The sequence below is a fragment of the Pseudomonas sp. Wu6 genome (assembly GCF_019891515.1).
GTDB classification, from domain to species: domain Bacteria; phylum Pseudomonadota; class Gammaproteobacteria; order Pseudomonadales; family Pseudomonadaceae; genus Aquipseudomonas; species Aquipseudomonas orientalis_A.
Genome location: NZ_JAFLXH010000007.1, coordinates 24,083 through 50,704, shown reverse-complemented (window position 1 = coordinate 50,704; position 26,622 = coordinate 24,083). Strand labels below are relative to the sequence as shown.

At 59.0% G+C, this 26,622-nt stretch carries 25 protein-coding genes and 2 pseudogenes; 4 read left to right on the top strand and 23 right to left on the bottom strand.

All coding sequences use genetic code 11. From position 1 onward, the window contains the following. The first annotated feature begins 589 nt into the window (after nt 1-589). Nucleotides 590-895 carry a BPSL0761 family protein gene (locus J1G34_RS27450; protein WP_081602887.1) on the top strand — a complete coding sequence of 102 codons (306 nt, stop codon included), beginning with the start codon at nt 590-592 and terminating at the stop codon, nt 893-895. Between the two features lie 140 nt (nt 896-1,035). On the opposite strand, the pseudogene J1G34_RS06715 reads toward J1G34_RS27450, so the two are convergent. The 4 genes and pseudogenes from J1G34_RS06715 to J1G34_RS06700 all read right to left on the bottom strand — a co-directional run. Beyond that, nucleotides 1,036-1,623 (bottom strand): annotated as a pseudogene (locus tag J1G34_RS06715) (Na+/H+ antiporter NhaA); the annotation flags it as partial. Nucleotides 1,624-1,937: 314 nt separating this feature from the next. Further along, nucleotides 1,938-2,867, bottom strand: a complete 930-nt coding sequence (gene catA / locus J1G34_RS06710; RefSeq protein WP_015372100.1) for a catechol 1,2-dioxygenase — start codon at nt 2,865-2,867, stop codon at nt 1,938-1,940. Nucleotides 2,868-2,908: 41 nt separating this feature from the next. Further along, a complete protein-coding gene (gene catC / locus J1G34_RS06705) occupies nt 2,909-3,199 on the bottom strand; it encodes a muconolactone Delta-isomerase (RefSeq protein WP_015372101.1) in 291 nt (96 codons plus the stop codon). A gap of 12 nt (nt 3,200-3,211) precedes the next feature. Beyond that, the gene (locus tag J1G34_RS06700) at nt 3,212-4,339 is read right to left on the bottom strand and encodes a muconate cycloisomerase family protein (protein ID WP_122560588.1); all 1,128 of its coding nucleotides are present in this window, start codon (nt 4,337-4,339) and stop codon (nt 3,212-3,214) included. A 114-nt stretch (nt 4,340-4,453) separates the two neighbouring features. On the opposite strand from J1G34_RS06700, the gene J1G34_RS06695 reads away from it, so the two are divergent. Beyond that, entirely contained in the window at nt 4,454-5,329 is an 876-nt protein-coding gene (locus J1G34_RS06695) for a LysR family transcriptional regulator (protein ID WP_015372103.1), read from the top strand. Nucleotides 5,330-5,389: 60 nt separating this feature from the next. On the opposite strand, the gene J1G34_RS06690 is transcribed toward J1G34_RS06695, so the two are convergent. The 10 genes from J1G34_RS06690 to J1G34_RS06645 form a co-directional block, all read right to left on the bottom strand. Beyond that, nucleotides 5,390-5,887 (bottom strand): flavin reductase, encoded by a 498-nt coding sequence (locus J1G34_RS06690; protein ID WP_003232688.1) that lies wholly within the window; start codon nt 5,885-5,887, stop codon nt 5,390-5,392. Nucleotides 5,888-5,898: 11 nt separating this feature from the next. Next, nucleotides 5,899-6,858, bottom strand: coding sequence for a PDR/VanB family oxidoreductase (locus tag J1G34_RS06685; protein ID WP_015372104.1), 960 nt, complete (start codon nt 6,856-6,858; stop codon nt 5,899-5,901). Between the two features lie 50 nt (nt 6,859-6,908). Further along, nucleotides 6,909-7,649, bottom strand: coding sequence for an SDR family NAD(P)-dependent oxidoreductase (locus J1G34_RS06680; RefSeq protein ID WP_015372105.1), 741 nt, complete (start codon nt 7,647-7,649; stop codon nt 6,909-6,911). A gap of 11 nt (nt 7,650-7,660) precedes the next feature. Next, nucleotides 7,661-8,137, bottom strand: a complete 477-nt coding sequence (locus J1G34_RS06675) for an aromatic-ring-hydroxylating dioxygenase subunit beta (RefSeq protein ID WP_015372106.1) — start codon at nt 8,135-8,137, stop codon at nt 7,661-7,663. Nucleotides 8,138-8,152: 15 nt separating this feature from the next. After that, the gene (locus J1G34_RS06670) at nt 8,153-9,427 is read right to left on the bottom strand and encodes an aromatic ring-hydroxylating oxygenase subunit alpha (RefSeq protein ID WP_065892730.1); all 1,275 of its coding nucleotides are present in this window, start codon (nt 9,425-9,427) and stop codon (nt 8,153-8,155) included. Between the two features lie 19 nt (nt 9,428-9,446). Continuing rightward, nucleotides 9,447-9,809 carry a hypothetical protein gene (locus J1G34_RS06665; RefSeq protein WP_015372108.1) on the bottom strand — a complete coding sequence of 121 codons (363 nt, stop codon included), beginning with the start codon at nt 9,807-9,809 and terminating at the stop codon, nt 9,447-9,449. A gap of 16 nt (nt 9,810-9,825) precedes the next feature. After that, nucleotides 9,826-10,998, bottom strand: coding sequence for an indole-3-acetate monooxygenase (gene iacA, locus J1G34_RS06660; RefSeq protein WP_015372109.1), 1,173 nt, complete (start codon nt 10,996-10,998; stop codon nt 9,826-9,828). 416 nt (nt 10,999-11,414) lie between these two features. Then, entirely contained in the window at nt 11,415-12,038 is a 624-nt protein-coding gene (locus tag J1G34_RS06655) for an NIPSNAP family protein (protein ID WP_015372110.1), read from the bottom strand. Between the two features lie 71 nt (nt 12,039-12,109). Then, complete coding sequence (locus tag J1G34_RS06650; protein WP_065892729.1) at nt 12,110-12,661, bottom strand: nuclear transport factor 2 family protein; 552 nt, start codon at nt 12,659-12,661, stop codon at nt 12,110-12,112. Nucleotide 12,662: 1 nt separating this feature from the next. Continuing rightward, a complete protein-coding gene (locus J1G34_RS06645) occupies nt 12,663-13,787 on the bottom strand; it encodes an amidase (RefSeq protein WP_065892728.1) in 1,125 nt (374 codons plus the stop codon). Between the two features lie 193 nt (nt 13,788-13,980). On the opposite strand from J1G34_RS06645, the gene J1G34_RS06640 reads away from it, so the two are divergent. Beyond that, nucleotides 13,981-14,457: a MarR family winged helix-turn-helix transcriptional regulator gene (locus J1G34_RS06640; protein WP_015372113.1), complete on the top strand. Its 477-nt coding sequence runs from the start codon at nt 13,981-13,983 to the stop codon at nt 14,455-14,457. 138 nt (nt 14,458-14,595) lie between these two features. Further along, nucleotides 14,596-16,080 (top strand): aldehyde dehydrogenase family protein, encoded by a 1,485-nt coding sequence (locus J1G34_RS06635; protein ID WP_015372114.1) that lies wholly within the window; start codon nt 14,596-14,598, stop codon nt 16,078-16,080. 65 nt (nt 16,081-16,145) lie between these two features. Here J1G34_RS06635 and J1G34_RS06630 read toward each other — a convergent pair whose 3' ends face one another. The 9 genes and pseudogenes from J1G34_RS06630 to J1G34_RS06585 all read right to left on the bottom strand — a co-directional run bounded on the left by J1G34_RS06630 (nt 16,146) and on the right by J1G34_RS06585 (nt 26,477). After that, a complete protein-coding gene (locus J1G34_RS06630) occupies nt 16,146-16,565 on the bottom strand; it encodes a hypothetical protein (protein WP_015372115.1) in 420 nt (139 codons plus the stop codon). Between the two features lie 217 nt (nt 16,566-16,782). Beyond that, the gene (gene feaR, locus J1G34_RS06625) at nt 16,783-17,682 is read right to left on the bottom strand and encodes a transcriptional regulator FeaR (protein WP_065892727.1); all 900 of its coding nucleotides are present in this window, start codon (nt 17,680-17,682) and stop codon (nt 16,783-16,785) included. A gap of 428 nt (nt 17,683-18,110) precedes the next feature. Then, a complete protein-coding gene (locus tag J1G34_RS06615) occupies nt 18,111-19,355 on the bottom strand; it encodes an MFS transporter (RefSeq protein ID WP_240998955.1) in 1,245 nt (414 codons plus the stop codon). A 6-nt stretch (nt 19,356-19,361) separates the two neighbouring features. Then, nucleotides 19,362-20,669, bottom strand: a complete 1,308-nt coding sequence (locus J1G34_RS06610; RefSeq protein ID WP_065892725.1) for an NAD(P)/FAD-dependent oxidoreductase — start codon at nt 20,667-20,669, stop codon at nt 19,362-19,364. Nucleotides 20,670-20,791: 122 nt separating this feature from the next. Beyond that, entirely contained in the window at nt 20,792-21,988 is a 1,197-nt protein-coding gene (locus J1G34_RS06605; RefSeq protein ID WP_065892724.1) for a multidrug effflux MFS transporter, read from the bottom strand. Continuing rightward, nucleotides 21,985-22,155: pseudogene (locus J1G34_RS06600) on the bottom strand (alpha/beta fold hydrolase); the annotation flags it as partial. The pseudogene J1G34_RS06600 and the gene J1G34_RS06605, both read right to left, overlap by 4 nt. A gap of 732 nt (nt 22,156-22,887) precedes the next feature. Next, nucleotides 22,888-24,213: an alginate export family protein gene (locus J1G34_RS06595; RefSeq protein ID WP_041931474.1), complete on the bottom strand. Its 1,326-nt coding sequence runs from the start codon at nt 24,211-24,213 to the stop codon at nt 22,888-22,890. A gap of 503 nt (nt 24,214-24,716) precedes the next feature. Beyond that, the gene (locus J1G34_RS06590; RefSeq protein ID WP_015372122.1) at nt 24,717-25,193 is read right to left on the bottom strand and encodes an aromatic-ring-hydroxylating dioxygenase subunit beta; all 477 of its coding nucleotides are present in this window, start codon (nt 25,191-25,193) and stop codon (nt 24,717-24,719) included. Next, on the bottom strand, nt 25,194-26,477 hold the full coding sequence (locus J1G34_RS06585) for an aromatic ring-hydroxylating oxygenase subunit alpha (protein WP_015372123.1): 1,284 nt from the start codon (nt 26,475-26,477) through the stop codon (nt 25,194-25,196). Nucleotides 26,478-26,622 lie beyond the last annotated feature (145 nt).

Sequence of the window (26,622 nt, the reverse complement as noted above, 5' to 3'; positions counted from 1 at the left end):
GATGCACCTAGTATTACTATGACTTTTGAAACTCAAAAAGGGGGGATAATGAAGGGGAGACGAAAAGTAAAGACACTCAAGTGGAAAATGAAAGCAGATTTTGAAGAGCATGCTCAGGGCTTGCTTCGGAACAGATCTGATAAACAGAACAGGTTTCTGGACCGGGCCCTGTTAGGCGGATGCGAACTGGAACCGGGTTGAAGGCTCGCCGGCTGATCCACGCATCTAGGGATAACGTTTCAGTAAGAAATACCATAGATCTTTTGAACCCTCACCAAGTCAATGGATGTTTTCAAACACGCAACCAAGGACTGCTGATGGTGGGCGATGTTGGCTATTTGTCGGGGTTTGGTGGCTTCACTTCGGGCAGGGCTAACGTGTTCTGCACAGGAATCCGTTGCGCAGCATAACGCCGATTGATTTCGTCCAAGCACTCACGCATGGGGGCCTTAGCCTAAGGAACCTAGTAGCATGTTCTCTGTGTGGCCGATACGGCACGTCAACTAACTGTAGGTCAAGACATCATAGGAAGCACTCGCCAAGCGTGAGCACCTAATTGCGGCAGCACGATGACCAAGAGGGCTTAAACATGACCATGCCGATTGAACGTACCCGGGCAGTCATCCAAACGGGGGCGTTTCTGCTCGAGCTCTCCCGAGACTTATCGATGCCAGAAAGGGTACGCCGTGACGCCAAATTCCTCCTGCGTCACTATCCATCTCAGTTTCAGGTGCTTCTGGCAGGACGGATTGAAGAAGCGTCAGATACTGACGTGTCCCCGATGGGCCCAGTCTTCAGCTCCGCAATCGATAGCAGCTACCACACCCCGTTCGTTTGCTCTGCAGCCGACAAAGCTTCCAGAGGACATGCTGGGATCGCGCCATCAAAGCCGTGACTGACGCTCGAAAGGTTGTGTTTTTTACCGGCGCCGGCATGTCTGCTGAACGTGGAGTTCCGACTTTCCGTGACAAACTCACAGGCCTTTGAGAAAGGTACGATCCTGAGCGGTTGGGAACGGCAAAGTTTAGCCTTCAAAAGAACAGCAACACCGAGGACAGCGGAAAGAATGGAGCCCATTAGCACCCCAACCTTCACCTCATCGACCAAATGCAGGTTATCCGGGAAAGCCAGCGCCCCGATGAACAGGCTCATTGTGAAACCAATTCCGCACAGCAGCGCTACACCGTACAGCTGAGACCAATCACATTTCTCAGGCAGCTTGGCCAGCCCTGCGCGAATAGCCAGCGCAGCCAAACCAAACACGCCAATTTGCTTGCCTAGCAATAGCCCAAGCGTTACTCCCAGAGGTACCGGGTCGATCAGGTTATTGGGCGAGATACCGGCAAGAGAGACATCCGCATTGGCAAAACCGAAGATGGGTACAACGGCGAAAGCGACCCACGTGGGCATCACCAGGAACACAATAACGCTCAGTGAGGCCAGCAACATGCTGACCGACAAGCCGCTGGTGTAAAACAGGGCGATGATCAGTACAGAACCAAGGTCATCAAGAATCGCCAGCGCGGACAGAAAGATTCTCAACGAAATGGGCACACGTTTACCGAGCAGCGACAGTACGCCCAAGGCAAACGCGATACCGGTCGCTGCAGGAATAGCCGACCCTTGGCGAACAGTGCACGGTACTCAGCCGCGAAATGGCTGAGCGTCGTCTTGATGGTGATGCCAGGCTGGTTCATGTGGCTGGCAATTTTTTCTTATCAGCTAACACGTAACAGGAAGTCTAAAACCGTAGTTGAATATGCAGATCAATTCGGCTGAGTTTCTCCAAAAAAGCCTCTGCGCCAAGCCTGGCCAGCATCCGCTGACCAGGCAATGCAACTAAAGTCTGCTTGCGCCCCCGTTGCGATCTATCGGTCGATAGACTGGCCGACACACCGTAATCCCGAACAGTCAGGTACTCACCTGCCCTACCGCGCTCAATCCTCGAGCGCACGAACGCGCTGCATGCGCTTCTGCTCTACCGGTGCAGCGGCCACCTGCAGCTCAAAGTCGAAATCAATCCGCGCAAAGCGCCCTTGCACGCCCAACTCCCGCGCCAGTTGCTGATCGTCGCTGAAGCGGATTTCGGCGATCAGTTCATCGCGTGTGGCATACGCAAAATCGTCGTGCAAGTACGGGTCATCCGACAGGTTGATCTGTGTGGTCAGGTGCCGGTAACCCGGTGCCGAAATAAAGAAATGGATATGCGCCGGCCGCTGCCCGTGGCGCCCGAGTTGATCAAGCAACTGTTGGGTCGGCCCGGTCGGCGGGCAGCCATAACCCGACGGCACGATGCTGCGGAAACGATAGTTGCCCTGGGCATCGGTTTCGATGCGTCGACGCAGGTTGAACTCCGATTGCGTCGGGTCAAACCACGAATACGTGCCGCCGGTATTAGCTTGCCACACATCGACAATCGCGCCGGCTAGTGGATTGCCGTCGGTATCGCGCACCTGACCACGCATGAACAGCGGCGCGGCGGCATCGGTCCCATCATCCAGCCGCGCTTCGTACTTGGACAACGGCGCACCGGCCACGTAAAGCGGGCCTTCGATGGTACGCGGGGTGCCACCGGTCTTGCCGGCCTCGACATCGGCGGCGTCCATCAACATGTCCAGGTAATGCTCCAGCCCCAGCCCCGCGACGAGCAGCCCGGCTTCCTGGTTCTTGCCCAGTTCGTTGAGGTAGTTGACCGCCTTCCAGAATTCTTCGGGGGTCACCTCCAGGTCTTCGATGATGTTCACGGTGTCGCGCAGAATTCGGTACACCAACGCTTTGGTGCGCGGGTTGCCGCCATCGTTAAGGTTGCCGCTGGCCTCTTCAAGAAACTGTTGAGCGTGGTCGGTCTGTGACAGTCGGGTGGACATAGTGCATTCCTCATCTTGTAATTATTGGGTGAATGACAGGCTTAGCGGTCATCTTCATGGATCGACGAAGGGTGCCGGCACAAGGCGTTCACTTCGATGGCCATATAAGGGAAGAGCGGCAGTTGCATCAGCAGGTCGTGAAGGTCTTGCACGCTGTCGACATCAAACACGCTGTAGTTGGCGTAATGTCCGGCGATACGCCACAGGTGGCGCCATTTTCCTTCCTGTTGCAGACGCTGCGCCAGGGCCTTCTCATCGACCTTGAGGCTGGCCGCGCGCTCGGGGTTCATGTCCAGGGGCAGGTTCACGGTCATTTTCACATGGAACAACATGGCAGGTGCCTCTCAGTGTTTGTCACGACGAAAGAACGCCAGGCGCTCCTCATCGATGGCCAGGCCCAGGCCCGGTGCGGTGGAGACATGCAGGTGGAAATCACGGTACACCAGCGGCTCCGTGAGGATGTCCTCGTTCAGTAGCAGTGGGCCGAACAGTTCGGTGTCCCACGCCAGTTTGTTCAGCGTGAGGAATGCATGCGCCGACGCCAGGGTGCCGATACCGCCCTCGAGCATGGTGCCGCCGTACAGGCCGATGCCCGCCGCCTCGGCGATTGCCGCCGTGCGCAACACCGCGCGGGGGCCGCCGTTCTTGGCGATCTTGAGGGCGAACACCGACGCCGCGCCTTCGCGGGCCAGGTTGAAGGCGTCCTCCACAGATTCGATGGATTCATCCGCCATGATCGGTGCCGGGCTCGACAGGTTGAGCCGCGCCATACCACCGCGGTTATTGCGGGTAATCGGTTGCTCGATCAGGTCGATACCGTTGTCGCCAAGCACCTTGCACGCGCGCAATGCCACCGCCTCGTCCCACGCCTGGTTAACGTCCACGCGCACACTGGCGCGGTCGCCCAGGGCCTTTTTGATTGCGATCACGTGGGCCAGGTCGTGGTCGACCTCACCGGCGCCGATCTTCAATTTGAAGATGCGGTGGCGGCGCAGGTCGAGCATTTTCTCGGCCTCGGCAATGTCCTTTTCGGTGTCGCCGCTGGCCAGGGTCCAGGCCACCGGCAACGCATCGCGCACGCGGCCGCCGAGCAGTTCGCTGACCGGCAGGTTCAAGCGTTTGCCCAGCGCATCGAGCAAGGCGCTTTCGACGCCGGACTTGGCAAAGGTGTTGCCCCGAATACTGCGCTCCAGGCGCAACATGGCCGCATTGATATTGCTGGCGTCCTGGCCGATCAGCAGCGGCGCAAAATGGCGATCGATGTTGACCTTGATGCTGTCGGGGCTTTCATTGCCGTAGCTCAGGCCGCCAATGGTGGTGGATTCGCCGATGCCCTCGATGCCGTCGGCGCAGCGCACGCGGATGATCACCAAGATCTGGTTCTGCATCGTGTGCATCGCCAGCTTGTGCGGGCGAATGGTGGGCAGGTCGACGATGATGGTCTCGATCGACTCTATGGCGCAAATGGGCATGGCGATACCTGTTGAGTTCTTTTTAGATTTGATCCGATTCTGTTCCCTATTCTTCAGGGCATCCAATATAGAATGAGTCTCGAACAATACCCTTAGGGTATGGAGGGAGTGATCATGGAGCTACGTCACCTGCGTTATTTCCAAGCGCTGGGGGCAACCCTTAACTTCACCCGCGCCGCCGAACGCCTGCACATCGCCCAACCGCCCTTGAGCCGGCAGATCCAGCAACTGGAGGATGAGCTGGGGGTTGTTCTGCTCGAACGCGGCCGGCCGCTGCGGCTGACCGAGGCCGGACGGTTTTTTTATGAGCATGCCAATGTGCTGCTGGAACAGCTGAACACGGTGTGCGCCAACACGCGGCGCATCGGCCAGGGAGAGAAGACTTGGCTGGGCATCGGCTTTGCGCCGTCGACCCTGTATGGCGTGTTGCCGGAACTGATTCGCATGCTGCGCACCCACGAGGCGCTGGAGCTGGAATTGGGGCTGTCGGAGATGACCACCTTACAACAGGTCGAAGCGCTCAAGGCCGGGCGGATCGATGTGGGTTTCGGGCGAATCCGCATCGACGACTCGGCCATCGTCCAGCGCGTACTGGTGGAAGATCGACTAGTCGCCGTATTGCCCGCCCGCCACCCGTTGCTGGCCGCACCAGCCACCCTCGCCCAGTTGGCCGCAGAGCCTTTTGTGCTGTACCCCGGCAATCCGCGTCCCAGTTATGCAGACCATGTGATCGCGCTGTTCGACGCCCATGGCCTGAGCCTCAAGGTGGCGCAATGGACCAACGAATTGCAGACCGCCATCGGCCTGGTCGGCGCGGGCATGGGTGTGACGTTGGTACCGGCTTCGGTGCAGGTGCTGCACCGCGCGGACATCGGCTACACGCCTGTTGTGGAAACCACTGCGACCTCGCCGATCATTCTGAGCCGGCGGATGAATGACCAGTCGCCGGGGCTTACACATTGCCTGCAGTTGGTGGAAGAATTGATCTGAGTTCCTCCGGCCGGGTTTGTCTGAACCCGGCTACCGTTCGCTCTCCAGCGAACGTGGCATTCAGCAAGCCTTGGAGGCTTCACCCAGGCGGTGATAGGCGCGGTTGAAATATACCAGGCCCTCGTCCGCACCGCTCTGGCGAATGGTCTGCACCTCGCAGTAGAAAATACTGTGGGAACCCACTTCGTGGACCTGCGCGATCCGGCAGTCGAAGTTCACCAGCGCTTCGAGCATCACCGGCGCGCCGCTTTCCAGGGTGGTCCACCCCGTCACAGCAAAGCGCTCATCCATGCTCAGCGTGCGGTCGGCGAAAGCACCGGACAGGTGCTGATGATCGCCGCATAGGGTGTTAACACACACCACGCCATTGCGCTTGAAATGCTCGTTGGAATGAGAGGAACGGTTCATGCACACCAACAGCGTGGGCGGTGAGTCGGTCACGCTGCAGACCGCCGACGCTGTAAAGCCGAACCGTCCTGCGGCGCCATCGGTGGTGATGACCGACACGGCACCGCCCAGCATGGCCATTGCATTGCGAAAGCTGCCTACATCTATCATGGTCGTTCCCCTTAGATATCCAGCACGAGTTTTTTGGATTTGGCTCGTGAACAGCACACTAGAATTTGGTCATTGCCGGCCTTTTCATCGTCCGTGAGGTACACGTCGCGATGGTCCGGCTCTCCTTCGAGCACGTCGCACAGGCAGGTCCCGCACACCCCCTGCTCGCAGGAAATCTCGATCTTGACGCCCACCTGCGCCAGCGCGGCGAGAATGCTCTGCCCTTCGGCCACCTGCACGGTCTTGCCGCTGCGTGCGGCCACCACTTCAAAACTGCCACCCGAGTTGTCCACTTCCACCTGGAAATATTCCTTGTGGATGTGCGACTCGCTGTAGCCCTGCTTGCGCGCGCCCTGGATCACCCAGTCCATGAACCCTGCGGGGCCGCAGGTATACATGTGCACGCCGGCCTCGCCCTTGCCCAGCACCTTGGCCAGATAGAGCTTCTGCTCGGGCCCTTCGTCATCGAAGTGGGTGAACACCTGCGCGGCAAACGGTGCGCTGGCCAGTTCCGCGAGGAACGCACTGCGCTTACGCTCACGCCCGCAGTAGTGCAGTTCGAAAGTTTGGCCGGCCGCGTGCAACGCATAGGCCATGGCAATGATCGGCGTGACACCGATACCGCCACCCAACAGCACTGAACGCCGCGCATCGGCCGCCAGCGCAAACAGGTTGCGCGGCAGGCTTATCTGCACCTCGTGACCTTCGAGCAGGATGTCATGCACCCCGACCGAACCACCGCGCGAGGCCGGATCCCTGAGCACACCCAGGCGATACAGGCTCGGGTCGGCAGGGTTGCTGCACAACGAGTACTGGCGCACCAGCCCCGGCCCGATATGGATATCGACGTGCGCACCGGCATCGAACATCGGCAGCGGCGCGCCGTCACGGCGGGTCAGGTCCAGGACGACAACACCGTCCCCTTGCAGCTCGCGCTTGCGCACGACTACGTCCAACAGTTCTTCAGTCATGGCCATTATTCCATGGAGTTCGCAAAGGCCGCCGTAGCGGCCGGTATCAGTCAGCGCATGAACAGGCCGCCATTCACATCCCAAGTGGCTCCGGTAGCGAAATACGCCTCGGGGCGTGCCAACTGCACAATCAAGTCACCGAGAAAATCCGCATCGCCCAGGCGCTGCACCGGAATATTGGCCATCAGGCCCGGCAAGCGTTCGGCCGGAATCGCCGCGCGCACCGCCGCCGATTCGATAGGGCCTGGGGCAATCGCGTTGACCGTCACCCCGCGCGCGGCAAATTCCTTGGCGAAGATCTTGGTCAGCGTCACGATGCCGCCCTTGCTCGCGGCATAATGCGCGCCGGTCGCGGTGCCGCCGTTTTGCCCGGCCAGGGAGGCCATGTTGATGATGCGTCCATAGCCGGTTTCGGCCATGTGCGCGCCCAGCACCTGGCAGCCAAGGAACACACTGCGCAGGTTCAGGCCGACCACGGCGTCGAATTCCTCGGGGCTGATCTGCATCAGCGGCGTGGTCTTAGTGACGGCCGCGTTATTGACCACCACGTGCAGCGCGCCGAAACGCGCCAGCACCTGCTCCAGGCCCGCTTCGAAATCGGCCTTGCTGCCGGCGTCCAGTTGCAGCGCAAGCGTGTGCTCGCCGGCGGGATCCAACTGTTTGGCGCAGGCTTGCGCGGCGTCAAGGTTGAGGTCGGTAATGACCACCGAGTACCCGGCCCGCAGCAGGCTCGCGCAGAAATGCTGCCCCAGGCCCTGACCCGCGCCCGTCACCAATGCGATCTGGCTCATTTCGGCGCTCCTTAAAGGATGTAGCCGATACCGGCAAGGGCATCGTCACTGTTGATCAGGCTGACCACTTTGCGCTGGATCTTGAAACCACCCTCGCTGCGGATCAGTTGGTAGGTGAGGTCGGCGCTGTAGAACTTCAGGCTTTCCTTGCGGAACTCACGGATGTTCTGCGCGCAGCGCACCGTCACCTGCACGCCGTCATCGGCCAACACCCGAAACCGCGACTGCATGCGCACCGTGCGCGGTTGCGGGCTGGTGGAAATCGATTCGCCGCCGGTCAGGCGTTGCACCCGCAGCTCACGCATATGATGGTCGTCGTAGGCGTAGTTGAGGGTGTTCTCGAAGTCGGTTTCCAGAGGATCGATGGGTATGATGTAGGTGCCCTTCTCGGTCCACATCTTCAACCAGCCGTCGTATTCCCCGTGGTCGAGCATGTCGCCTTCCTGCCAGATGAAAGCGGTCACTTCGTGCAGTAATTGCAGGTTCATAAGGTTCTCCACGGGTCAGGCCGACATCATCTTTTTCCACTGCTGATAGGCCGCGCGCATGCCGGTTTCGGCACTCACATCGGATACCAGCCCGTCTGCACTGGCCTGCTCGCCGGGCAAGCCGCGGTTGAGCATGATCCACAGGCGTTCACCGGCGCTGGCGCCCTTCTGGACCCGTTCCCAGGCCTCGGAATCGTCCGGGGTGCCGAAGCCCATCGGGCCCTGGAAGTGCTCATGCAGACGCAGGCGATAACGGTTGGCCACGGCCGGGCCGCCGTCCATGGTGATCACCGAGTGGTGGATTTCGGTCTCGGTCACCGAGATCGGTTGCAGCACCCGGAAGAACGCCATCGAGCAAGCGACATTGGGGAACAGGTTGAGGTTGAAGCCGGTGCCGCCGACCGCACGCACGATCCGGCGCACCTGTTGCTCTTCGATACCTCCGTCACGCAGCTCGGCCGCGAGGCCTTCGAAGCGCTCGGGGATCGGTTTGTCCAGGTCGGCTTCGAGGTCGATCAGGTCGGGAATCATCACCATCACGCTGTGGCCGTTGCCCAGGTCCTCGACGTAGCCGGGGCCCTTGACGAAGTCGAACAGCGCCAGGGTCTGCTCGTCCACCGACGACAGAAAGCTCTTGTGCACCAACGGGAAGTGGTAGGCGTCGGTGGTGTTTTCCAGCTGGATCTTCCAGTTGCCGGGGAAACGGAAGCGGTGTTCGCCCGGAACCTTGATGCCATAGCCGGCGCCCTGTTTCATGAACAGGTCCATCCATTTTTTCGCCGCGCCGAGGTAGTCCTCCAGCGGCTCGATGTCGTCCTTGAACGTGGCGAAGATCATGCCGGCATAGCTTTCGGTGCGCAGGCTGACCAGCGGCAGCTCGGCCTTGTCGATGCAATCGCCGTAGCTTTCCGGGTGCGGAATACCGCGCAGCGAGCCATCGAGCGCGTAGCCCCAGCCGTGGTACGGGCAGACGAAGCTGTTGGTCTTGCCTTTCTTGTGTTCGCATACGGTGGCGCCACGGTGACGGCAGCGGTTGAGCAGCACGTGCACGTCTTTCTTGCGGTCACGCACCACGATCACCGGCTGCTTGCCGATATAGGTGGTCTTGTAGCTGCCGTTGTCGGGGATCTCGCTTGCGTGGGCAACCCAGATCCAGGTGCTGTAGAAAATCTTCTCCAGCTCGGCGTCGAACAGTTGCGCGTCGGTGTACATCGAGGTGTGGACGCGGTCGGCCTGAACCAGGTCGGCGGGGTCGACGTCAAGGTTTACTGCGGGAATCAGCTTGCTCATGGGAGTGTCCTCGTCGGCATCAAGTACGCTGAATGATCAGCTCGCGCCCAACCCGGGCTTCGATCTTGGTGTAGCGCCACAGCTTGTACGGGCCATCTCCCACGGGTGTTGTGCGAAACAGGTTGCAGGCGGCATGCACGGTATCGATGTCCGGCACGTCGGCCAGCAGGTAGGTGGTCCAGGGGAAGCCATCGGAAGGCCCGACCATGCTCTGGTCGTCATCCATGTTGCCCAGCACCTTGACGCCGGCGAGGTCGTGAATGCCGTTCCACATTGCACTGAACGCTGCCCACACCTGCAATTGCTCGTCGCGCGCGGCATCGAAAAAATTCTGGTTGATGCCCATGCAGAACAGCACGCGCAAGGTCTTTTTATCGCTCATTTTATTTCCTCGACGGTTAGAGGTAGCCAGGCAAAGGCTGTTTGCCGAAGAACATGGCTCCGGCGTTTTGATAGGTGATGTCGCCCATGAAGGCGTGCTGGGTCACCACTTGGGCGTCGTTGACGCAGCGGGCCAGCGGGCTGTCGTTGTACACGCCGCTCATGCCCGAGAGCATTTGCGCGGTACGCGCCACATCGGCGGCGACGCGGGTGGCATGGGTCGACGACAGCCGCAGCAGGTTAGTCGCGGTCACGGGTACCGCGTCGCCGGCCAGGACGTAGTCCCAGGCGCGGTCGATGGATTCGTAGAAAAACGCCCGTGCGGCACGCAACTCGGCTTCGGCACGGGCAATGTCGACCTGGGCCAGGGGCCGATCGGCAATCGCCGGGGCGCCAGTGACCGAGACACGCCCACTGGCCATGTCGGCCAGGGCATCGAGTGCCGCACGGGCAACGCCCAAGCTGACCACCGAGAGCACCTGGGTGGCGAATGACAGCGATGGGTAGCGGAAGAACGGCTCGTCCAGATTCGGCAAGCCGCCACGCACGAACGTCCACTCTTCGCAGACCCGCACATGTTCGGCGACCAGGTCATGGCTACCGGTACCGAGCAGGCCGACGGTGTCCCAGGTTTCGTCGATGCGGATCGCGCTGCGCGGCATTACCGCAATGCGTGGCAGGCCGAAAGTGTCGCCGTTTTTCGGGGCGATGCCGACGCCGACAATGTCGGAGCCCAGGGAGCCGCTGGAATATTTCCAACGACCATTGACCACAAAACCGCCTTCGACCACTTCCGCCGGTTGCGGCGGGAAGATGCCACCGGCGAACACCACGTCCGGACCGTTGGCATACACCTTGGCGATGCTCTCCAGCGGCAGCGCCGCGAGGTACACCGGGCTCATGCCGAAGCTGGCAACCCAACCGGCGGAACCATCGGCCTGGGCAATACGCTCGATCACCTGGCAGAACTCGGCCGGCGAACACTCCAGGCCACCAAAGCGCTTGGGCACCAGTGCCCGGTAAACGCCGTGCTGCTTGAAGGCCTCGATCACGTCCTGGGAAATGTGGCGCTGGCAGTCGAACTCGCCGGCTCGGGCACGTTCACGCACATCGACCAGCAAGGCTTCGAAGGCGGGGCCACTGGCAAGCGAGCTCACCGTATCAACCGCTGGTTTTTTAAGCGAATGCATAGATTGACTCCGTTTTCAGGAACGGTATTGGGCTGGGCGGGAATTCAGCGTCGAGCGGGGACGCGGGGCGTAACGAGGGCGATGGATCGGCATAGTGGTTACCTTTGTTTTTGTGGGTGCCGTTGGGGTGAATTTGAGCTTGGTTACGTGAATTGTCAATTGATTTATCACGCTTAAAAACAATAATAATCACGTAATATTTTGCGTAAATATTGGATGAAATAAGTATTACTCATTGTTTTAAATGGGATTATCGTTAATAAATTAAAAATTTATTTTTAAAAAATATAAAAATTTAGGAGCGAGCTTGCCCGCTAAAAACCTCAACGATGACGTGTACCACCTGGATAAACGCGGTGTCTGAGAGTTCTCCGCTAGCAAGCTCGCTCCTACAGGGGGTGCTCTGTGCAATTTTTTCAGCGCAGCGGCGAGAACGGCGCCGGCAGATAGACCGTGGAGTGCATCTGCAACAGTTGCGGCGCGGAATTTTCCGGCGGCCAGGCGCCTTCGGCCACGGCGCGAGTGCGCACTTCAAGGCGCTGTTCCAGCGAGCTGTAGGGCCAGATGTGCAAGTAGCGCGGAATCTGCCCGCTGGTGGCATAGAACGCGGCATACACCTGGGAATAGTCCGGTCCGGTGCGCCGCTCCACGGCCTTGACCCAACCACGCAACGTCGGTGCCAGCCCGCTGGGCACGAGGTTGTATTCGCGCAATTCATAGAACGGGCCATGAGCCCCGGGAGGCAGCGGTTCGACAAAATCGAAGGCGCTGTAATCATCCACTTGCTGTTCAAGCAGAAATTCGCCGATCGCAAAGCCATCGGACGCCAGCAGATAGCGCTCGCGTTCGCGTTCACGACAGCCGCCATCGTCGAACCCGCGCAGCACCGCGATAAGATTCTGCGAGCCGATTTCCGATACCCAGCAGCCCATCAAATGCACGCCCTCGCCCGCCTCGCGCAAACTCTGCTCCAGGCGTGGCAAGGCTTGCGGCACGGTGCGTACACGCAAGGTGAAGGTCAACAGTTCGAACAGTTTCAAAGCAATCTCCAGGCGCCACGCGCACAGCGCGCCCGCCGTTATCGGCAGTCGCGGAATATGAAAGTCAGGGGTTATTCGTGAGCGCTATCGCTCACCTGTGCGGCAGGCTTGGGCACCGGCAGCTCGGCGTCGCTGCTCCACGCCTGTACCGGGCGGCTGAACAGGTTTTCGGTCTGGAAATGCGCCATGCGCCACTGCCCGTCTTCCTCGGCAAAGCGCACGCTCAGACGCGCGGCGTTGAGGTGGGAGGCGCCGCTGGCGAAGGTGGACGTCTGCAACATCACCCAACTGCCGACCACGGCGGCGTCCCGCGCCTCGATAAGCTCGCTGGCGAGGAAGTGCACATTGAGGGCAAAGTGCGCCGGGGTTTTCATGTAGCCGGCGAACATCGCGGCAATGGCTGCGCGCCCGCGATAGCCGCCGAAGCTCTGGACGTACTTGGCGCCCTTGCCCTCCCACACCGCATCTTCGGTGAACAAGCCGGCCAGTTCGTCGAGCGGCGTGTGTGCGTCGAGGGCGTCACACAACACCATGTAGCGGTTCATGCAGGCGCGGACGCTGTCCTGGATCTCAAAGCGACGCAGGCGTTGTTCCAAGTCTGCGCGGGGAATGCTTGTGCTCATTTCAGCCACCATGCCCAGCGTACAGGCTTTCAAGCAGGCGACCGGCGATGGCCAGCAGTTGCTCATCCGCGCCCTTGGCGGCCACCAGTTGCAGGCCAACCGGCAGGCCCTCGGCACTGGCTAGCGGGATGCTCAGCGCCGGATGCCCCGACAGGTTGAACGGGCGGACGAAGGCGGTCATGCCCAGCACCGCCTGGGTGTCGGTCGCCTCGGCCAGGGTCAAGGGGAAGTCCGGCATGGTTGGCAGCACCAGCACGTCGACCTGTTGCAGCGCCGCATCGACTTCGGCGGTGAAGCGCAGGCGCACCTGCTCGGCCTCGGCCAGCGCAGTGGCCGTGGTGTTGTCGGCGGCCGCCAGGCGCGCGGCGATGTCGGCGCCGACCTTGCCGGTGTCCAGCAAATGTCCGCAGGCATCGAAGGTCTCGCGGTTGATCACCACCATGCCGGCGTCATAGGCCGCCTTGAGGCTGGGCAGCGTGAGGGGTTCATTGGGCAATTGGCTGCCGGCGATGGCAGCGTCGATCACGCGCTGTACTTCCTTGCTGGCCTGCACCGTCACAATCCCCAGGCGCGGCGCGGCGGGTGTCGGCACGGGCTTGAAGGTCGTGTCGATCGCCTGCATGGCCGTGACCAGCATCGGCAGGCTCGCGGCAAACGGGCCGACACAGTCGAGGCTGCTGTGCGTCGGCATCACGCCACGGCGGCTGACCCGTCCGAACGTCGGCTTAAAACCGAACACACCACAGCAACACGCGGGGATGCGCACCGAACCGCCGGTATCCGTACCCAGGGAGAAATCCGCCAGCCCCGCAGCCACGGCAGCTGCCGAGCCGCTGGAGGAACCGCCTGGAATACGCCCCGGAAAACGCGGGTTCGGCGCGGTGCCGGCCCAGTGATTGATGCCCGTGGTGCCGAACGCCAGCTCGTGCAGACTGGTTTTCGCCGCCAGGCGACAGCCCTTGTCCAGCAAGGCCTGCACCACATCGGCGTGGGCGGTGGCCGGCGCGGCATCCGCCAGGGCCTGGCTCGACGCACGCGTTGGCAGGCCGGCGATATCGATAGTGTCCTTGACCATCACGGTCGGACCATCGCCGCCAAGGGAAAGCTGTTCAATCACCAGGGTCATGTCACGTCACCTTCAGTACGAATTACGGAATACGGACGCCCGATGCGCCCTTTCCTTTTTTTCACACTCACCGAATATTACGTGAATTGTCAATTATATTTATGATTGTCGACCCAGACCGTACGGCTCAATAACCGTGCCCAATTCACGAGAAAAGTCTATGATTACTCGCCTCCTCTGACATGAGCACGCCATGACTTCTGTAAAAAAAACCGCAAACCGCTACGACCCCGGCAGCGAAAACTTTCACAAGGAAGACTTTCCGTTCTACTGGCTGGCCATGGTGCATGGCCGCTACAGCCAGTACATGGAAAAGGCGTTGAAGAAAATCGGCCTGGATATCCCGCGCTGGCGCGTGCTGCTGATCCTCAAGGAGAACGGCCAGTCGAGCATTTCTGAGATTTCCACCCACGCGATCGCCAAGCTGTCTACCATCACCAAGACGGTCTATCGCATGAAGGAAGATGGCCTGGTCGATACCGCGCCCTGCGAGGACGACGGCCGCGTCACCCAGGTGCGAATCACCCCTGAGGGCCGCGCGGCGATCGAACGCATCCAGGTGGCGACCCGCGATGTATTCAAACGCAGCTTCACCGGCATGACTGAAGCGCAGATCCAGCGCCTGAGCCGCCTGCTCGAAACGGTGTTCGACAACCTCGGCGAGCCCTAGGCCAGCCGCGACATAGCCTGTCGCGCATAGTCAACTTCCTGGCAGGCTTGAACAAGCAGCCAGGCGCGTATCGGCTTTTAATGCAGAGGTCTTTCGAGCGCCCAACGGGCGCGACGAACCTTTCACTGGAGCCCCGCCATGCACATTGCCTTATTGCCCTCAGTCGTTGCTTTCCTGGGTCGCGATCATTCCAACTTCATCGATGGCGCCGTGCACACCAGCGCGTCAGCGCAGCGCATCGGCGTGATCGACCCCGGCACCGGCGAGACCGTTGCGCAGTTGCGTGATGCGCAGGCCGAAGATGTGAACCTGGCCGTCGACAGCGCGGCTACAGCCTTCAAGGGCGCTTGGGCACAGGTCACGCCTTACCAGCGCGGCGTCCTGCTCAACCGCCTGGCAGATCTGATAGAAGCCAACGGCGAAGAACTGGCGCAATTGGAAACCCTGAGTTCCGGCAAATCGATCAACCTGTCGCGGCATATCGAAGTGGGCCAGAGCGCGGTGTTCCTGCGCTACTTCGCCGGCTGGGCGAGCAAGATCGGCGGCCAGACAATGACCCCGTCGTTTCCGGCCATGGACGGCGAGCAGTACAGCGCCTACACCCTGCGCGAACCGGTGGGCGTGGTGGCGGCCATCGTGCCGTGGAACTTCTCGTTGATGATCGGCGTATGGAAGCTCGGCGCCGCGCTGACTACCGGCTGCACCGTCGTGCTCAAACCCAGCGAATACACGCCGCTGTCTCTGCTACGCCTGGCAGAACTGGCGATTGAGGTCGGGATTCCGGCGGGCGTGATCAACGTGGTCAACGGCCGTGGCCAGGTCGGTCAGCAGTTGATCGCACACCCGCAGGTGCGCAAGGTGTCGTTCACCGGCTCGGTGCCCACCGGCATTGCCGTGGGCAAGGCCGCCATGGCCGCCGACCTGACCCGCGTCACTCTGGAACTGGGCGGCAAGAACGCGGCGGCACTACTGGCCGATGCCAATGTCGATGACGCCGTGGCGCGCTTCGTGCAGTCGGCCTATGTGCATCAGGGTCAAGTGTGCGCCTCACCGGAGCGCTTGTTCGTGCACTGCTCCCTCGTCGAGCAAGTGACGCAGAAGATGGCCGCGATGCTGTCGCAGATGGTCATCGGTTCGCCCCTGGACGAACACGCCCAGTTCGGCCCGCTGTCGAACAAGCCGCACTTCGACAAAATCCTCGGCTTTTTCGACCGCGCCCTGCAGGGCAACCAGGTGGTGTGCGGCGCACGTGCAGTGGACCGCGCCGGTTACTACGTGGAACCGACGCTGATCGTGGCCACCGGCAAGGACGACCCACTGCTGCACGAAGAAACCTTCGGCCCGGTGGTGTGCGTGCTGGGGTTCGACGATGAAGAAGAACTGGTCGAGCTAATGAACGACAGCCCGTTCGGCCTTACCGCCAGCATCTGGACCAACGACCTGTCCAAGGCCTTGCGTCTGATCCCGCGAATCGAAGCGGGCACGGTGTGGGTCAACATGCACACCTTCGTCGACCCCAGCGTGCCGTTTGGCGGGATGAAAGCGTCGGGTGTCGGGCGTGAGTTCGGCAGTGCGTTTATCGACGATTATACCGAGCTGAAATCGGTGATCATCCGCTACTGACACGAAGGAACTTGAGGGCAGATCAAAAGCAGATCTCTATCTACCTGATAGGTAGAGATCCAACATTATTTGTGAACGAGTACGGCAGACACGCATCGCCCCGCCGTACTCAACTGCTCCTCGTTGCCGGCCGGAGTCACGTCCCACGTCACCCAGGTGTAGGCCGACTCATCGTTGAGTTGCACCAACCGGTTGAGATGGATGACGGTGCTCCTGGAGCCCGCCATCAGGTGCTGAACCAGGCCGGTAAGCTGCGCCTTGCCCTGATAACGCTCCGCTACCCCTTCGCCGGTGATCTGGGTCTGCTCGGTGTAGACCTGCTCGACAACTGTCCTGGCGTCTTTCTTCGGCCGGCTGGCGGCAATACCGTTCAGCTTGTTCTCAATGGTGCTCTGCAACGGTTCGGAGGATTGCGCCTGCGCGTGTGGAAAGCCGCAGGCCAGTGCAGCCAGAAGCACAAGGGAAGACGATACTTTCTTGGTCATGAAGCACCCGTTTCAATGAATGAATGGATCAGATCGCTGTGGGCCGGTTTCTAAGCTGGTACACAGAAATTCTGATGCAGTCGGGCGCCGATTGATTGGACATGCTGGACAGCATTTTGCAAATTATTGTCAGGTTGCGCTCAAATCGCGGACAACAAAAAGCCGCGCGGATGCGACACGAAAGCAGTCATATCCGCACGGTTCGCTGAACCCGGACTCAGCGCCCGCGACTTCTGTAGGTGCTCGGTGTCAGCCCCGTCTGCTTTTTGAACGTCTTGGAAAAATGCGCCGAGTCGGCAAACCCCCAATAGCTGGCGATCTCGGTGATCGAGCGATGCGAGCAAACGGGGTCGCGCAAATCCTGCGCCGCCTTCAACAGCCGCTCACGCATAATGTACCGGCAAACACTGTCGCCACTGGCCTCGAACAGCCGGTAGAGCTGGCGGCTGGAAATGCCAAGTTCTTCGGACAACGACGCCGGCGACAGCCGCGGTGAGTCGAGCCGCTGCTGGATGACCGATTGCACTTCATGCAACTGCCACCCCGGCGAGTGGTCGCTGGCGCGGTACTCCATCACCGACTCAAGCAAGGCAACCAAGGCTCGTTGCACGCCGTCGCCATCCTGCGGGCAAGACCACTGAGCCAGCTCGCCTCCAGCGACCTGACGCACCAGCGTGCCAAGCAGTTGACCACAACCCCCCGTAGTCGACAGTTTGCCGAAGCGGGCGCGCTCCAGGTCCTTGAACAGCTCACGCGGCAGAGGGATCGACACATGGGAAAACAACCCCTGGGGGATCATTTTTACCCCCTCGGAAAAGTCGAGCAAAGCAAGGTCACCCGCCCGCAGGTCAACCACCCGGTCCCCCAGTTCAATGGCCATTGAACCCTGCTGTTGTAACACAAGGAAACACCGGCCCACTGAATCGCGCCCGCTTGACCGACTATCCATGGCAATCACATGGGCATTGCTGCGGATGTGAGCAACAGCCGTGCTGCCTATCAGTGTTTGTTTCATTTCCCCGATGAAAAGGCTCTGGCAATGGTCATAGCGCGTTTCGAAACGACCGCAAGCCGCGTTCACACTTTCGTTCCATGCCGACAACGCTTGACCATTCATCATATTCTCCCAGGGGCACGCCCATTATTAGTGCGCTTTTCACGTGATTCAGGTAACAAAAAAATCTTACTTTTAATGATTAAGCACAGAGCGCGCCAACTCGCAAAAAAATCAACTGGAAGGCCGTAGTTTGCCTGCTGTTGCCAAACCTTTGTGCAAGGGCGCCAGCCCATATAGTTCGCAGACCAGGCCCGATAGCCTGTGGTGTCGACCACGCGCTGCGAAATCCAACTTCAGCGCATGACTCAAAGGCCAGTCGGCGGCGTTGTACTACTGGCTGGCGCCCAAGCGCATGATCAAGACCATGGCGCAGGCCACCGGGGAGTCTTACAAAGAGCTGAATGCCGATGCCAGCGAACGCCTGGCGGCGTTCGTCGAGGCTCAGCGCAGCAGCGCAGTGCGCGCTGAATAACAGGTGGTCGCCTGCTTCACAGTCTGGACATGACTGCGGTGTCTGAATCCCTGGCGCGATTGAACGCCAACCGAGCTCTCAACACCGCAGCACCATAGATGGCCAGGACCGCAACCGAACAGGCGCCAGAGAACACGAATACCGCTGAGTAGCCAAACGCCTCGATCAGGAACCCACCGATAGCTGGCCCGAATGCCGCACCGAGAGACAGGCACAGTGCGCCCAACGCGACAAGCTTGCCCGACAGGTCGAACTCGGCCATGACGCCAAAGGTGTAAGCCAGCACGAAGCTGATCGAAAACAGGAAGCAAATGACCCCTACGACATAGGTCGTCAGAGAGGAAAACTGCGCCAGCGCCACCAGGCCCAGCAACTCCGCGAGTATGATAACCGCCACCGGCATGAAGCGCCCCACCTTCAGGCCGATTGCCGACGCGATGAAACCACCGCCTGCATTGATCAAAAAGCCCAGCGCCAGCACCATCCCGATGGTATCGGAGCTCAGTCCGGTCTTTTTCCCCATCAGTTCGAGAAACGCCCACACCGACATGATGCCGGTCAGGAACACCAGGCTGGCCACCAGACTCAACCACACGATGGCGCGACTCTCAGTACTGGCAATCTGCACAGCAGCATCGGACGCATCCAATTGGCGCTCGCTGCGACGCGGCACCCAAGGCAGCGGCAGAATGCCCATCACCACCATGGCAAGGGCGATGGTGATCAACATGCCTTCAAAGCCCCACACCGGCGCCACCGCCACTGGCAGCAGGATGAGCAGGAAGGCGCCCGGTACCGTCTCGATACCCAGCTTGAAACCAAACGCACGTTCGGGCCGAGAGCTGTCACCGAAAATCGTCATGGCCAGGGCATACAAGGCGCCTGTCCCGGCACCCGCCAAGGCCATGATCACCTGCAGCATTTCATAGGAAGGCTCGCGCAAAACAAACAACACCGCGCCCACCACCAGCGCCGACGACAACGCCGAAATAACCCGCCAGCTGAGCCGGTGAATCCACAGCAATGACGCCAGCCCGAACGCGCCGAATCCCAGGTTCATCGCCATGGCGAGGTTACCCAGTTGGTGCTCGCCCAGCCCGAATCGCTCGGCAAACGCTCCAAACAGGACCGGCAGCACGTTCAATAATAGTGCGCCCGCCCCCGAGACCAGCCCTGCACACAAGTAAACGGAAGTTTTATCGATCGGATTTTTTTTTGTAATTTTCATTGAGGTATCCCGGCTTGATGAACAGAAGTCCACGTTTGCTTAACGACGGCCTACACGGTAGGCATTGAGTTGGCGAGAAACCTTGCCCAGAGAGCACAGCACTGCCCTGAAACGATCCTTGCCGAAAATACGCTTGCGCGGAATTGAACTCATCGCGTCCCAGGCGGGCGAGCCACCGCTCATGCCGTCGGCGATGACTCTGGCGATCACCTGGCTGGGTGTGACCCCGAACCCGGAATATCCCTGCACATAGAACACATTCGGATGCTCATCCAACGTGCCGACCTGCGGGAAGAGGTTCAACGAGCAATCCATCGGGCCGCCCCAGGCCAAATCGATTTTGGTGGTGGCAAGGTAGGGAAACAGTCTCAGCATCTTTTTATGGTTCCACGCCTTCAGGTCCAGCGGGACATACTCGAGCAGCATGCCGGCGGTGCCGTACATCAGCCGGTTATCCGCGGTGATCCGGTAATAATCAATGATCGGCGTGATATCGCTGAAGGCGCCACGGATCGGGCTGATGCGCTCGATCATTTCATTGGTCAGCGGCTCGGTGACCGTATTGATTGCGTAGACGTTGATGGTGGAGTTGTCGAGCGAGCGGTCCAGCTTGTTGAGAAAGGCCCCGCACGCAAACAGCAGTTTGTCGGCCTTGACCGACCCTTTTGCGGTTCGCGCGGGGACTTGAGTCCCATAGTTCACCTCAAGCACAGGAGACTGCTCGAAAATCCTGCTGCCATGGATTTCAGTGAATGCCTGAGCCTGCCCCAGCAGCAGGTTCAGCGAATGGATATGCCCATTGCCCATATGCTTGAGCGCGCAGGTGTAGATATCGGACCCGACGATGCTGCGCACTTCGTAACCTTCCAGGTAAGTGATTTCTTGATCCGGATTCAGGCTCTGGAAACCCTTGGCCCAGGACTGCAACAGCTTCCCCTGGCGCTTATTGAAGCCCAGGTAACCATAACCGTGCCGAAAATCTGCCTGGATGTCATACCGCGCGATGTGTTGCTTGATCAGGCTTGCACCCAGGTCGCTGATCTCGAAGATTGCCTTGAGCCCCTCGGGGCCGACGTCCTTTTCGATATTCTCCAGATCATGGCCGATGCCCGCCATCTCGTGGCCGCCGTTGCGCCCCGAACCGCCGAAGCCCAAGTAATTGGCTTCCAGCATCACCACGTTGGTGATACCCCGCTCGGCCAGCTCCAGCGCCGTATTGATACCCGAAAAACCGCCCCTGATAATCACAACCTCTGCCTCGATATCCCCTTCGAGATCCCGATAATACAGATCGTATTTACGGGTCATGGTGTAGTACGAAGAAGGGTTTTCCAGAGACAACGACATACCAGACTACCTTTTTATTATCAGGGCCTATCACGCCTACAGTGTGTAGCGGATTTGCCTGGCTGGCATGTCCAGTATTGCCGAATTCTTGGTCAGGGCTGACAACTCAACTGCCACCGGACTCAAGCTTGCATTGCGACCGCCCGAGCAGGCAGGCGACGGCTCACCGCATAAGCGACGAGACTACCCAACCCGCAACACCCCACCACCAGGCACATCGGCCACGCGGTGCCATCAGCCAACTCGCTGACCCACACACTGGCCAGCGCGCCAGTGGCAAATTGCACCGAAATCCCCAACGCCACGCTCGCGCCGGCCCGGCGTGGAAACAGCGTCATCAGGCTGGCCATGCAATTGGCGCCGATCAACCCGGTCACACCCATGTACAGCGCCATGCAACACACGATACTCGCCAGTCCACCCCATTCGGTATAGCCGACCAGCATCAGCCCCAGCCCTGCCCCGCTGACCAGCACCGCGCCCACGCCGAGCATGCGTTGCGGCCCATAACGGCCGACCCAGCGCGCATTGATGAAGGTCACCAGGATGATGCCGAGGATGTTCAAGGCGAACAATGCGCTGAATACCCGAGGCGAGGCACCGAAATACACCACGTACACGAAAGGCGAAGCGGTGATAAAGGCGAACATGCCGCCAAAGCCCAAGGCCATGCACAGGATCAGTGCCACCGCCCTGGGCTGGCGGGCAATGGCAAGGTAGGCCGCGAAAGCCGCCGCCACGGACGCGCCGCGATCCTGTATCGGCAGGCTTTCCTTAAGCGTCAGGGTAACCAGCAACAGGCACAGGCTGGACAGGATGAACAAGGTCGCGAAGATCGTGCGCCAACCCTGGATCAGCACCAGCCAGGTGCCGATCATCGGCGCGACCAGTGTCGCCATCATCGTCAACACGTGCATCCACGACAGCACTTTGGCGGCCTCCACCAGGCCGACCATGTCCCTGGCAACGGCGCGCGCCAGTACCAGCGCGCCCGCGCCACCGAGCGCCTGGAAAAAGCGCCAGGCAATCAATTGTTCGACGCTGCCGGCAAACAGGCAACCCAGGGTCGCTGCCGCGTACAGCACCAGGCTGCCAAGCAGCAGAGGGCGTCGGCCATAGCGGTCGGACAACGGGCCGTAGCACAACATGCCCAGGCACAGCCCGGCGAGAAACGCGCTGATGGTGTGTTGCACCTGCGCAGTGCTGGTCGACAGGTCCTCGGCGATTTGCGGGAAGCTGGGCAGGTAAGTGTCAATCGAAAACGGCCCGAAGGCCGTCAATGATGAGAGCAATACAATCAGGCGTGCCCGCGGGTTCATCGACCGGAAATCGCGAGTCTGTGAAGAAACTCGATGACCAGGCGGTTGAGGCCCGCGCCCTGGTCGTCGTGCACATAATGGCTGGCGTCCGCGACTTCGGCGGTGCGCACCTGCCCATTGCAGTCGCGCATGGCTTGCAGGGTCGCCGCCGGCAGAAAGTCCGAGCGCAGGACATGCAGGTTCAGGCCTGCTCGAGTGGTGAAGAAACTGCTGGCTGAGTGCATAGCTTCGCTCCGCTAATCTGCGTAGGAGCGAGCAACCTCGCTCCTACAGTGGCATGAGGTTTGGGTCAAATCAGAAACGATCGAAGCGATACGCGCTCGGACAAGTAGATCAAGTCTATGTTTGTGGTAGTGGACATTATTATTCTCGACTGAAGGAGGTATCGACTGCTCCCACGCTATCGAGGTCGAGTATCGGCGTGCGGTTGGTGACGGTATTGTAAATTTCGGACATCAAGCTTCAAGCCGGCCCTCGGCGTTGGCGCGAAATGATGCTCGATGTCGCGGCGACGCTGTCAGGAAAGTCGATGGGGCTAAAATCGTGAGTGCTCCAGACGAAATAGTCTTGGGAAACGCAACGCCAGAATAAAGCGGCCAAGAACCGCTCAAAAAGAGTGGCTGTCTAAAAAGGGTGCCCTCGGGAACGAGGGCACCTCCACCAAGGAGCAAAAGTGGAAACTATTCCAGGCGCACGGATGAAACGCTCTGCCGGTTTCTAGTGCTGACTGCGTTATTTACGTCATGCTTTTCTTTGATCAAGCTAGATCTCGCAAGAAGTACAGAACGTTTGCCAGGCAAAACTCGGCGATCCGACGGTGAGCTATGGCGTGTGCAGGGATACAACTTTATCTAAACGGCGAGGAACAAAAACAGGTGACATCAGTCACCTGCCAGGTATCAAAATGTCGTAGAAAACACCAACTGGGTGTACACATTTGTATCGTTGTTACCCAACTGCGTCCCCCCCTTCTCTGCGCTCTTGTCTGGCTGGTAGATGCCTAACAACGGCAAAACGGTCAAGTGCTGATTAACGCGCCATTCGGCATACAAGTCGATTTCATGACCATCGGTGTTACTCACGTTACGATCGATGGTGTCGTAATTAAAGTACATGGCTCCGAGGGTCAGGCTTTCCAAAGGATTGACCTTGAACGTAACATTCTGGATACGAGCGTTATTGTTGAAGGGGCCGGCATAGTTACTGGCCACTTCACCCTGGAACCATGTGCCGTAGCCACGACCCGTCCCATAAAACAAGGTGTCATAACCTTCTGAAAAGCGGCTGTAGCGATAGCTGGCGCTCGGCCTCCACGGAGCATCAGCAAAGGTCCACCCTGCTTCCAGATACCAAGCGTCCTCATTCGCCGCATTCGGTTTGTTTTGCCTGGCGTATTCACCCGACAAAAACAGGTTTTCCACGCCAGCATTACCCACTGCGCGCACGCTGTAGGTCTTCATGCCTTCACGCTCAAGCTGCAGGGGCGAAGCGTACTGTTCAGCGATTTTCGTGGTGTTGATGTACGTCAGGCCAACCGTACCGGCTGCAGCCACGTGTTCCAGCGTACCGACGTACATCTCGGTATTGGCCTGAGAGGGGTTATCGGATTTAAGCCACATCAGATCGCCACGCCAGCCCTCTTTACCGCCAATGCGCAACACGGCTGTCTTATCGAACGCTTTGCGGGCAGCCACGTAGAAAGCACCTCCACGATTGTACTGCCCGTCGCCGAGGCCGCGACCTGCACTGAAGGCATCGCCCTGAATAAGGAAGCCGTCGCCCACTGCAATATTCTGTCGACCGAATGAAAAGTCGATGCCGTCTTTGCCAAGGACTTCAACCAGGTTGCCCGAGCGCCATCCCAAATAAGCATCTTCAATCTTGGTGGTGCGCTCAGATCCATCAGTGTAGCCAGCAGCGTCCCCGTCCCCCCAAGTGGCCGAACTGACCAGTGAGAAGGCACCATAGGCCGTCCCTGCGCCTCGCAATCCCTGATCGCCGCTCACGCCGTACTTGATGTAGCCCTCTCGCCATGAGGACGCCCCCTGTGTTAACCGGCCAGAGGCTGGATAACTTTCACGACTGTGGAAAACGCCAAAAACCGCATCCAAGTTAGCATTGAGATGGGTGTCATCTCGGGAAAAAAGCTCATAAGCGCCCGCGGGAGTTGTTGCATTGAACAGTGCAGCGAGGGTACAAAAGTGAAGCAGGGAATATCGACGCATGGTTGCATTTCCATTTTTTTTATTGGGTTAAGCGATACATTAAATGGGCTATTCCTCACCTGCATTTAAATGCCGCCAGGATTCTGCAGTCGTTGGGGTAGTCAATGCGAGCTACCGATTAATAGTTGCGCAGTCTATGCTTTAAACATCTGTTGCGTTTTTTTAAATCTTCACCTCCTCGCGATATCTTGCTTGAATACCTCTCTAGCAGGCCTAACATGAGCATTATTATCTGTACAACAATCGAGTCTGACGTGCTTTTTCTGTAGAGCCTGTGCCACGTATAAGAAGGGCTAAAAATTTGAGTATGCTGACCCGACAGAAAACACCCGCCTCTACAGAGACTGATATTTAAATCTATAACCGACACCCTCAGTAGACCCTGTTCAACCCCGACAAAGTGCCTTCCGATCAAAACGCTTGGCGAGTGTCAGAAGGCACCACTGTTATAGTCGGCAGAAACAGTTTGGACACTCCTCGTCTTCGGCACCCGAACTGTTAACTTAAAGTATATAACCTATCCCAGCGAGCGCGTCGTCAGCGTTGATCAAACGAATCAACTTACGCTGAATCTTGAAAGTGTCACTGACGCGTTCAAGCTCGTAGACGATGTCCGCGCTGTAATGTTTGAGCGAGTCCTTACGGAACTCGCGCACGTTTTGCGCGCAACGGACCGTCACTTTTTCATCGCTTTCGAACAGCACACGAAAACGTGACAGGGTGCGCACGGTACGCGGCTGCGGGCTGGTGGAAATCGAATCACCTCCGGTCAGACGCTGGATTCGTAACTGACGCATGTGATGATTGTCATAGGCGTAGTTGAGGGTGTTTTCGAAGTCTTCTTCCTTGGGATTGATCGGGATAATGTAAGTACCCTTTTCGTTCCACAGGCTCAACCAGGTGTCGAATTCGCCATGGTCGAGCATGTCGCCTTCAGCCCAGATAAAAGCGGTGACTTGGTTCAGTAATTGCAGGTTCATTTACTTAGTCTCTGCCGTCATCATCTTTTTCCACTGCTGGTAAGCAGCGCGCATGCCGGTCTCGGCGCTTACGTCGCTGACCAGCCCGTCTTCGGTCGGTTTCTCACCCGGCAGGCCACGGTTCAACATGATCCACAGGTCTTCGCCAGCACTGGCGCCTTTCTGCACACGCTCCCAGGCTTCGGAATCGTCCGGAGTACCAAAGCCCATCGGACCCTGGAAGTGCTCATGCAAACGCAGGCGGTAGCGGTTGGCTATAGCAGGGCCGCCGTCCATGGTGATTACCGAGTGATGAATTTCTGTTTCTGTCACCGATATCGGTTGCAGCGCGCGGAAAAACGCCATGGAACAGGCAACGTTGGGGAACAGGTTAAGATTGAAACCCGAGCCACCGACAGCACGAACAATACGGCGCACTTGCTGCTCTTCGATACCGTCTTCGCGCAATTGCGCAGCAAGCTCCTCGAAGCGCTCCGGAATCGGTTTGTCGAGATCGGCTTCAAGATCCACCAGGTCGGGGATCATCACCATTACGCTGTGCCCGTTACCAAGGTCTTCGACGTAACCCGGCCCTTCAACGAAGTCGAACAGTTTGAGGGTTTGCTCATCAACCGATGCCAGGAATGACTTGTGCACCAGAGGGAAGTGGTAAGCGTCTGTGGTATTTTCCAGCTGGATTTTCCAGTTGCCCGGAAAGCGAAAACGGTGCTCGCCTGGGACCTTGATCGGGTAACCGGCGCCCTGCTTCATGAAAAGGTCGATCCATTTCTTGGCAGGCCCGAGGAAGTCGACCAATGGTTCGATGTCATCCTTGAGCGTGGCAAACAGCATGCCCGCGTATTCTTCAACACGCAGGCTGACCAGAGGCAGCTCGCCCTTATCCAGGCAATCACCGTAGCTTTCAGGGCTCGGCACACCACGCAGTGAACCATCCAGCGCGTAACTCCAGCCGTGATATGGGCAGACAAAGCTGTTGGTCTTGCCCTTCTTGTGTTCGCATACCGTAGCGCCGCGATGGCGGCAGCGGTTGAGGTGCACATGGACCTGTTTCTTGCGGTCGCGCACCACGATCACCGGCTGCTTGCCGATGTAGGTGCTTTTGTAGCTGCCCGCCTCCGGGATCTCGCTGACGTGCGCGACCCAGACCCAGGTACTGTAGAAAATCTTTTCCAGTTCCATGTCAAACAGCTTGGCGTCGGTGTACAACGAGGTGTGCACGCGGTCGTGCTTGACCAAGCTTGCGGGCTCCATATCAAACCCGACAACGTTAATTAAATCGCTCACAATTAATTACCTTTCTATCGCAATGTGACGAGAGTCATTTTTAAATAACCTTAAGCCCGCACCCACAGCTCATCAACCGCCGACCGCGAGAGGTTTATTGTTTTAAAGACAACAAGCGTAAGCCCACCTGGATCAAGCTTAACGG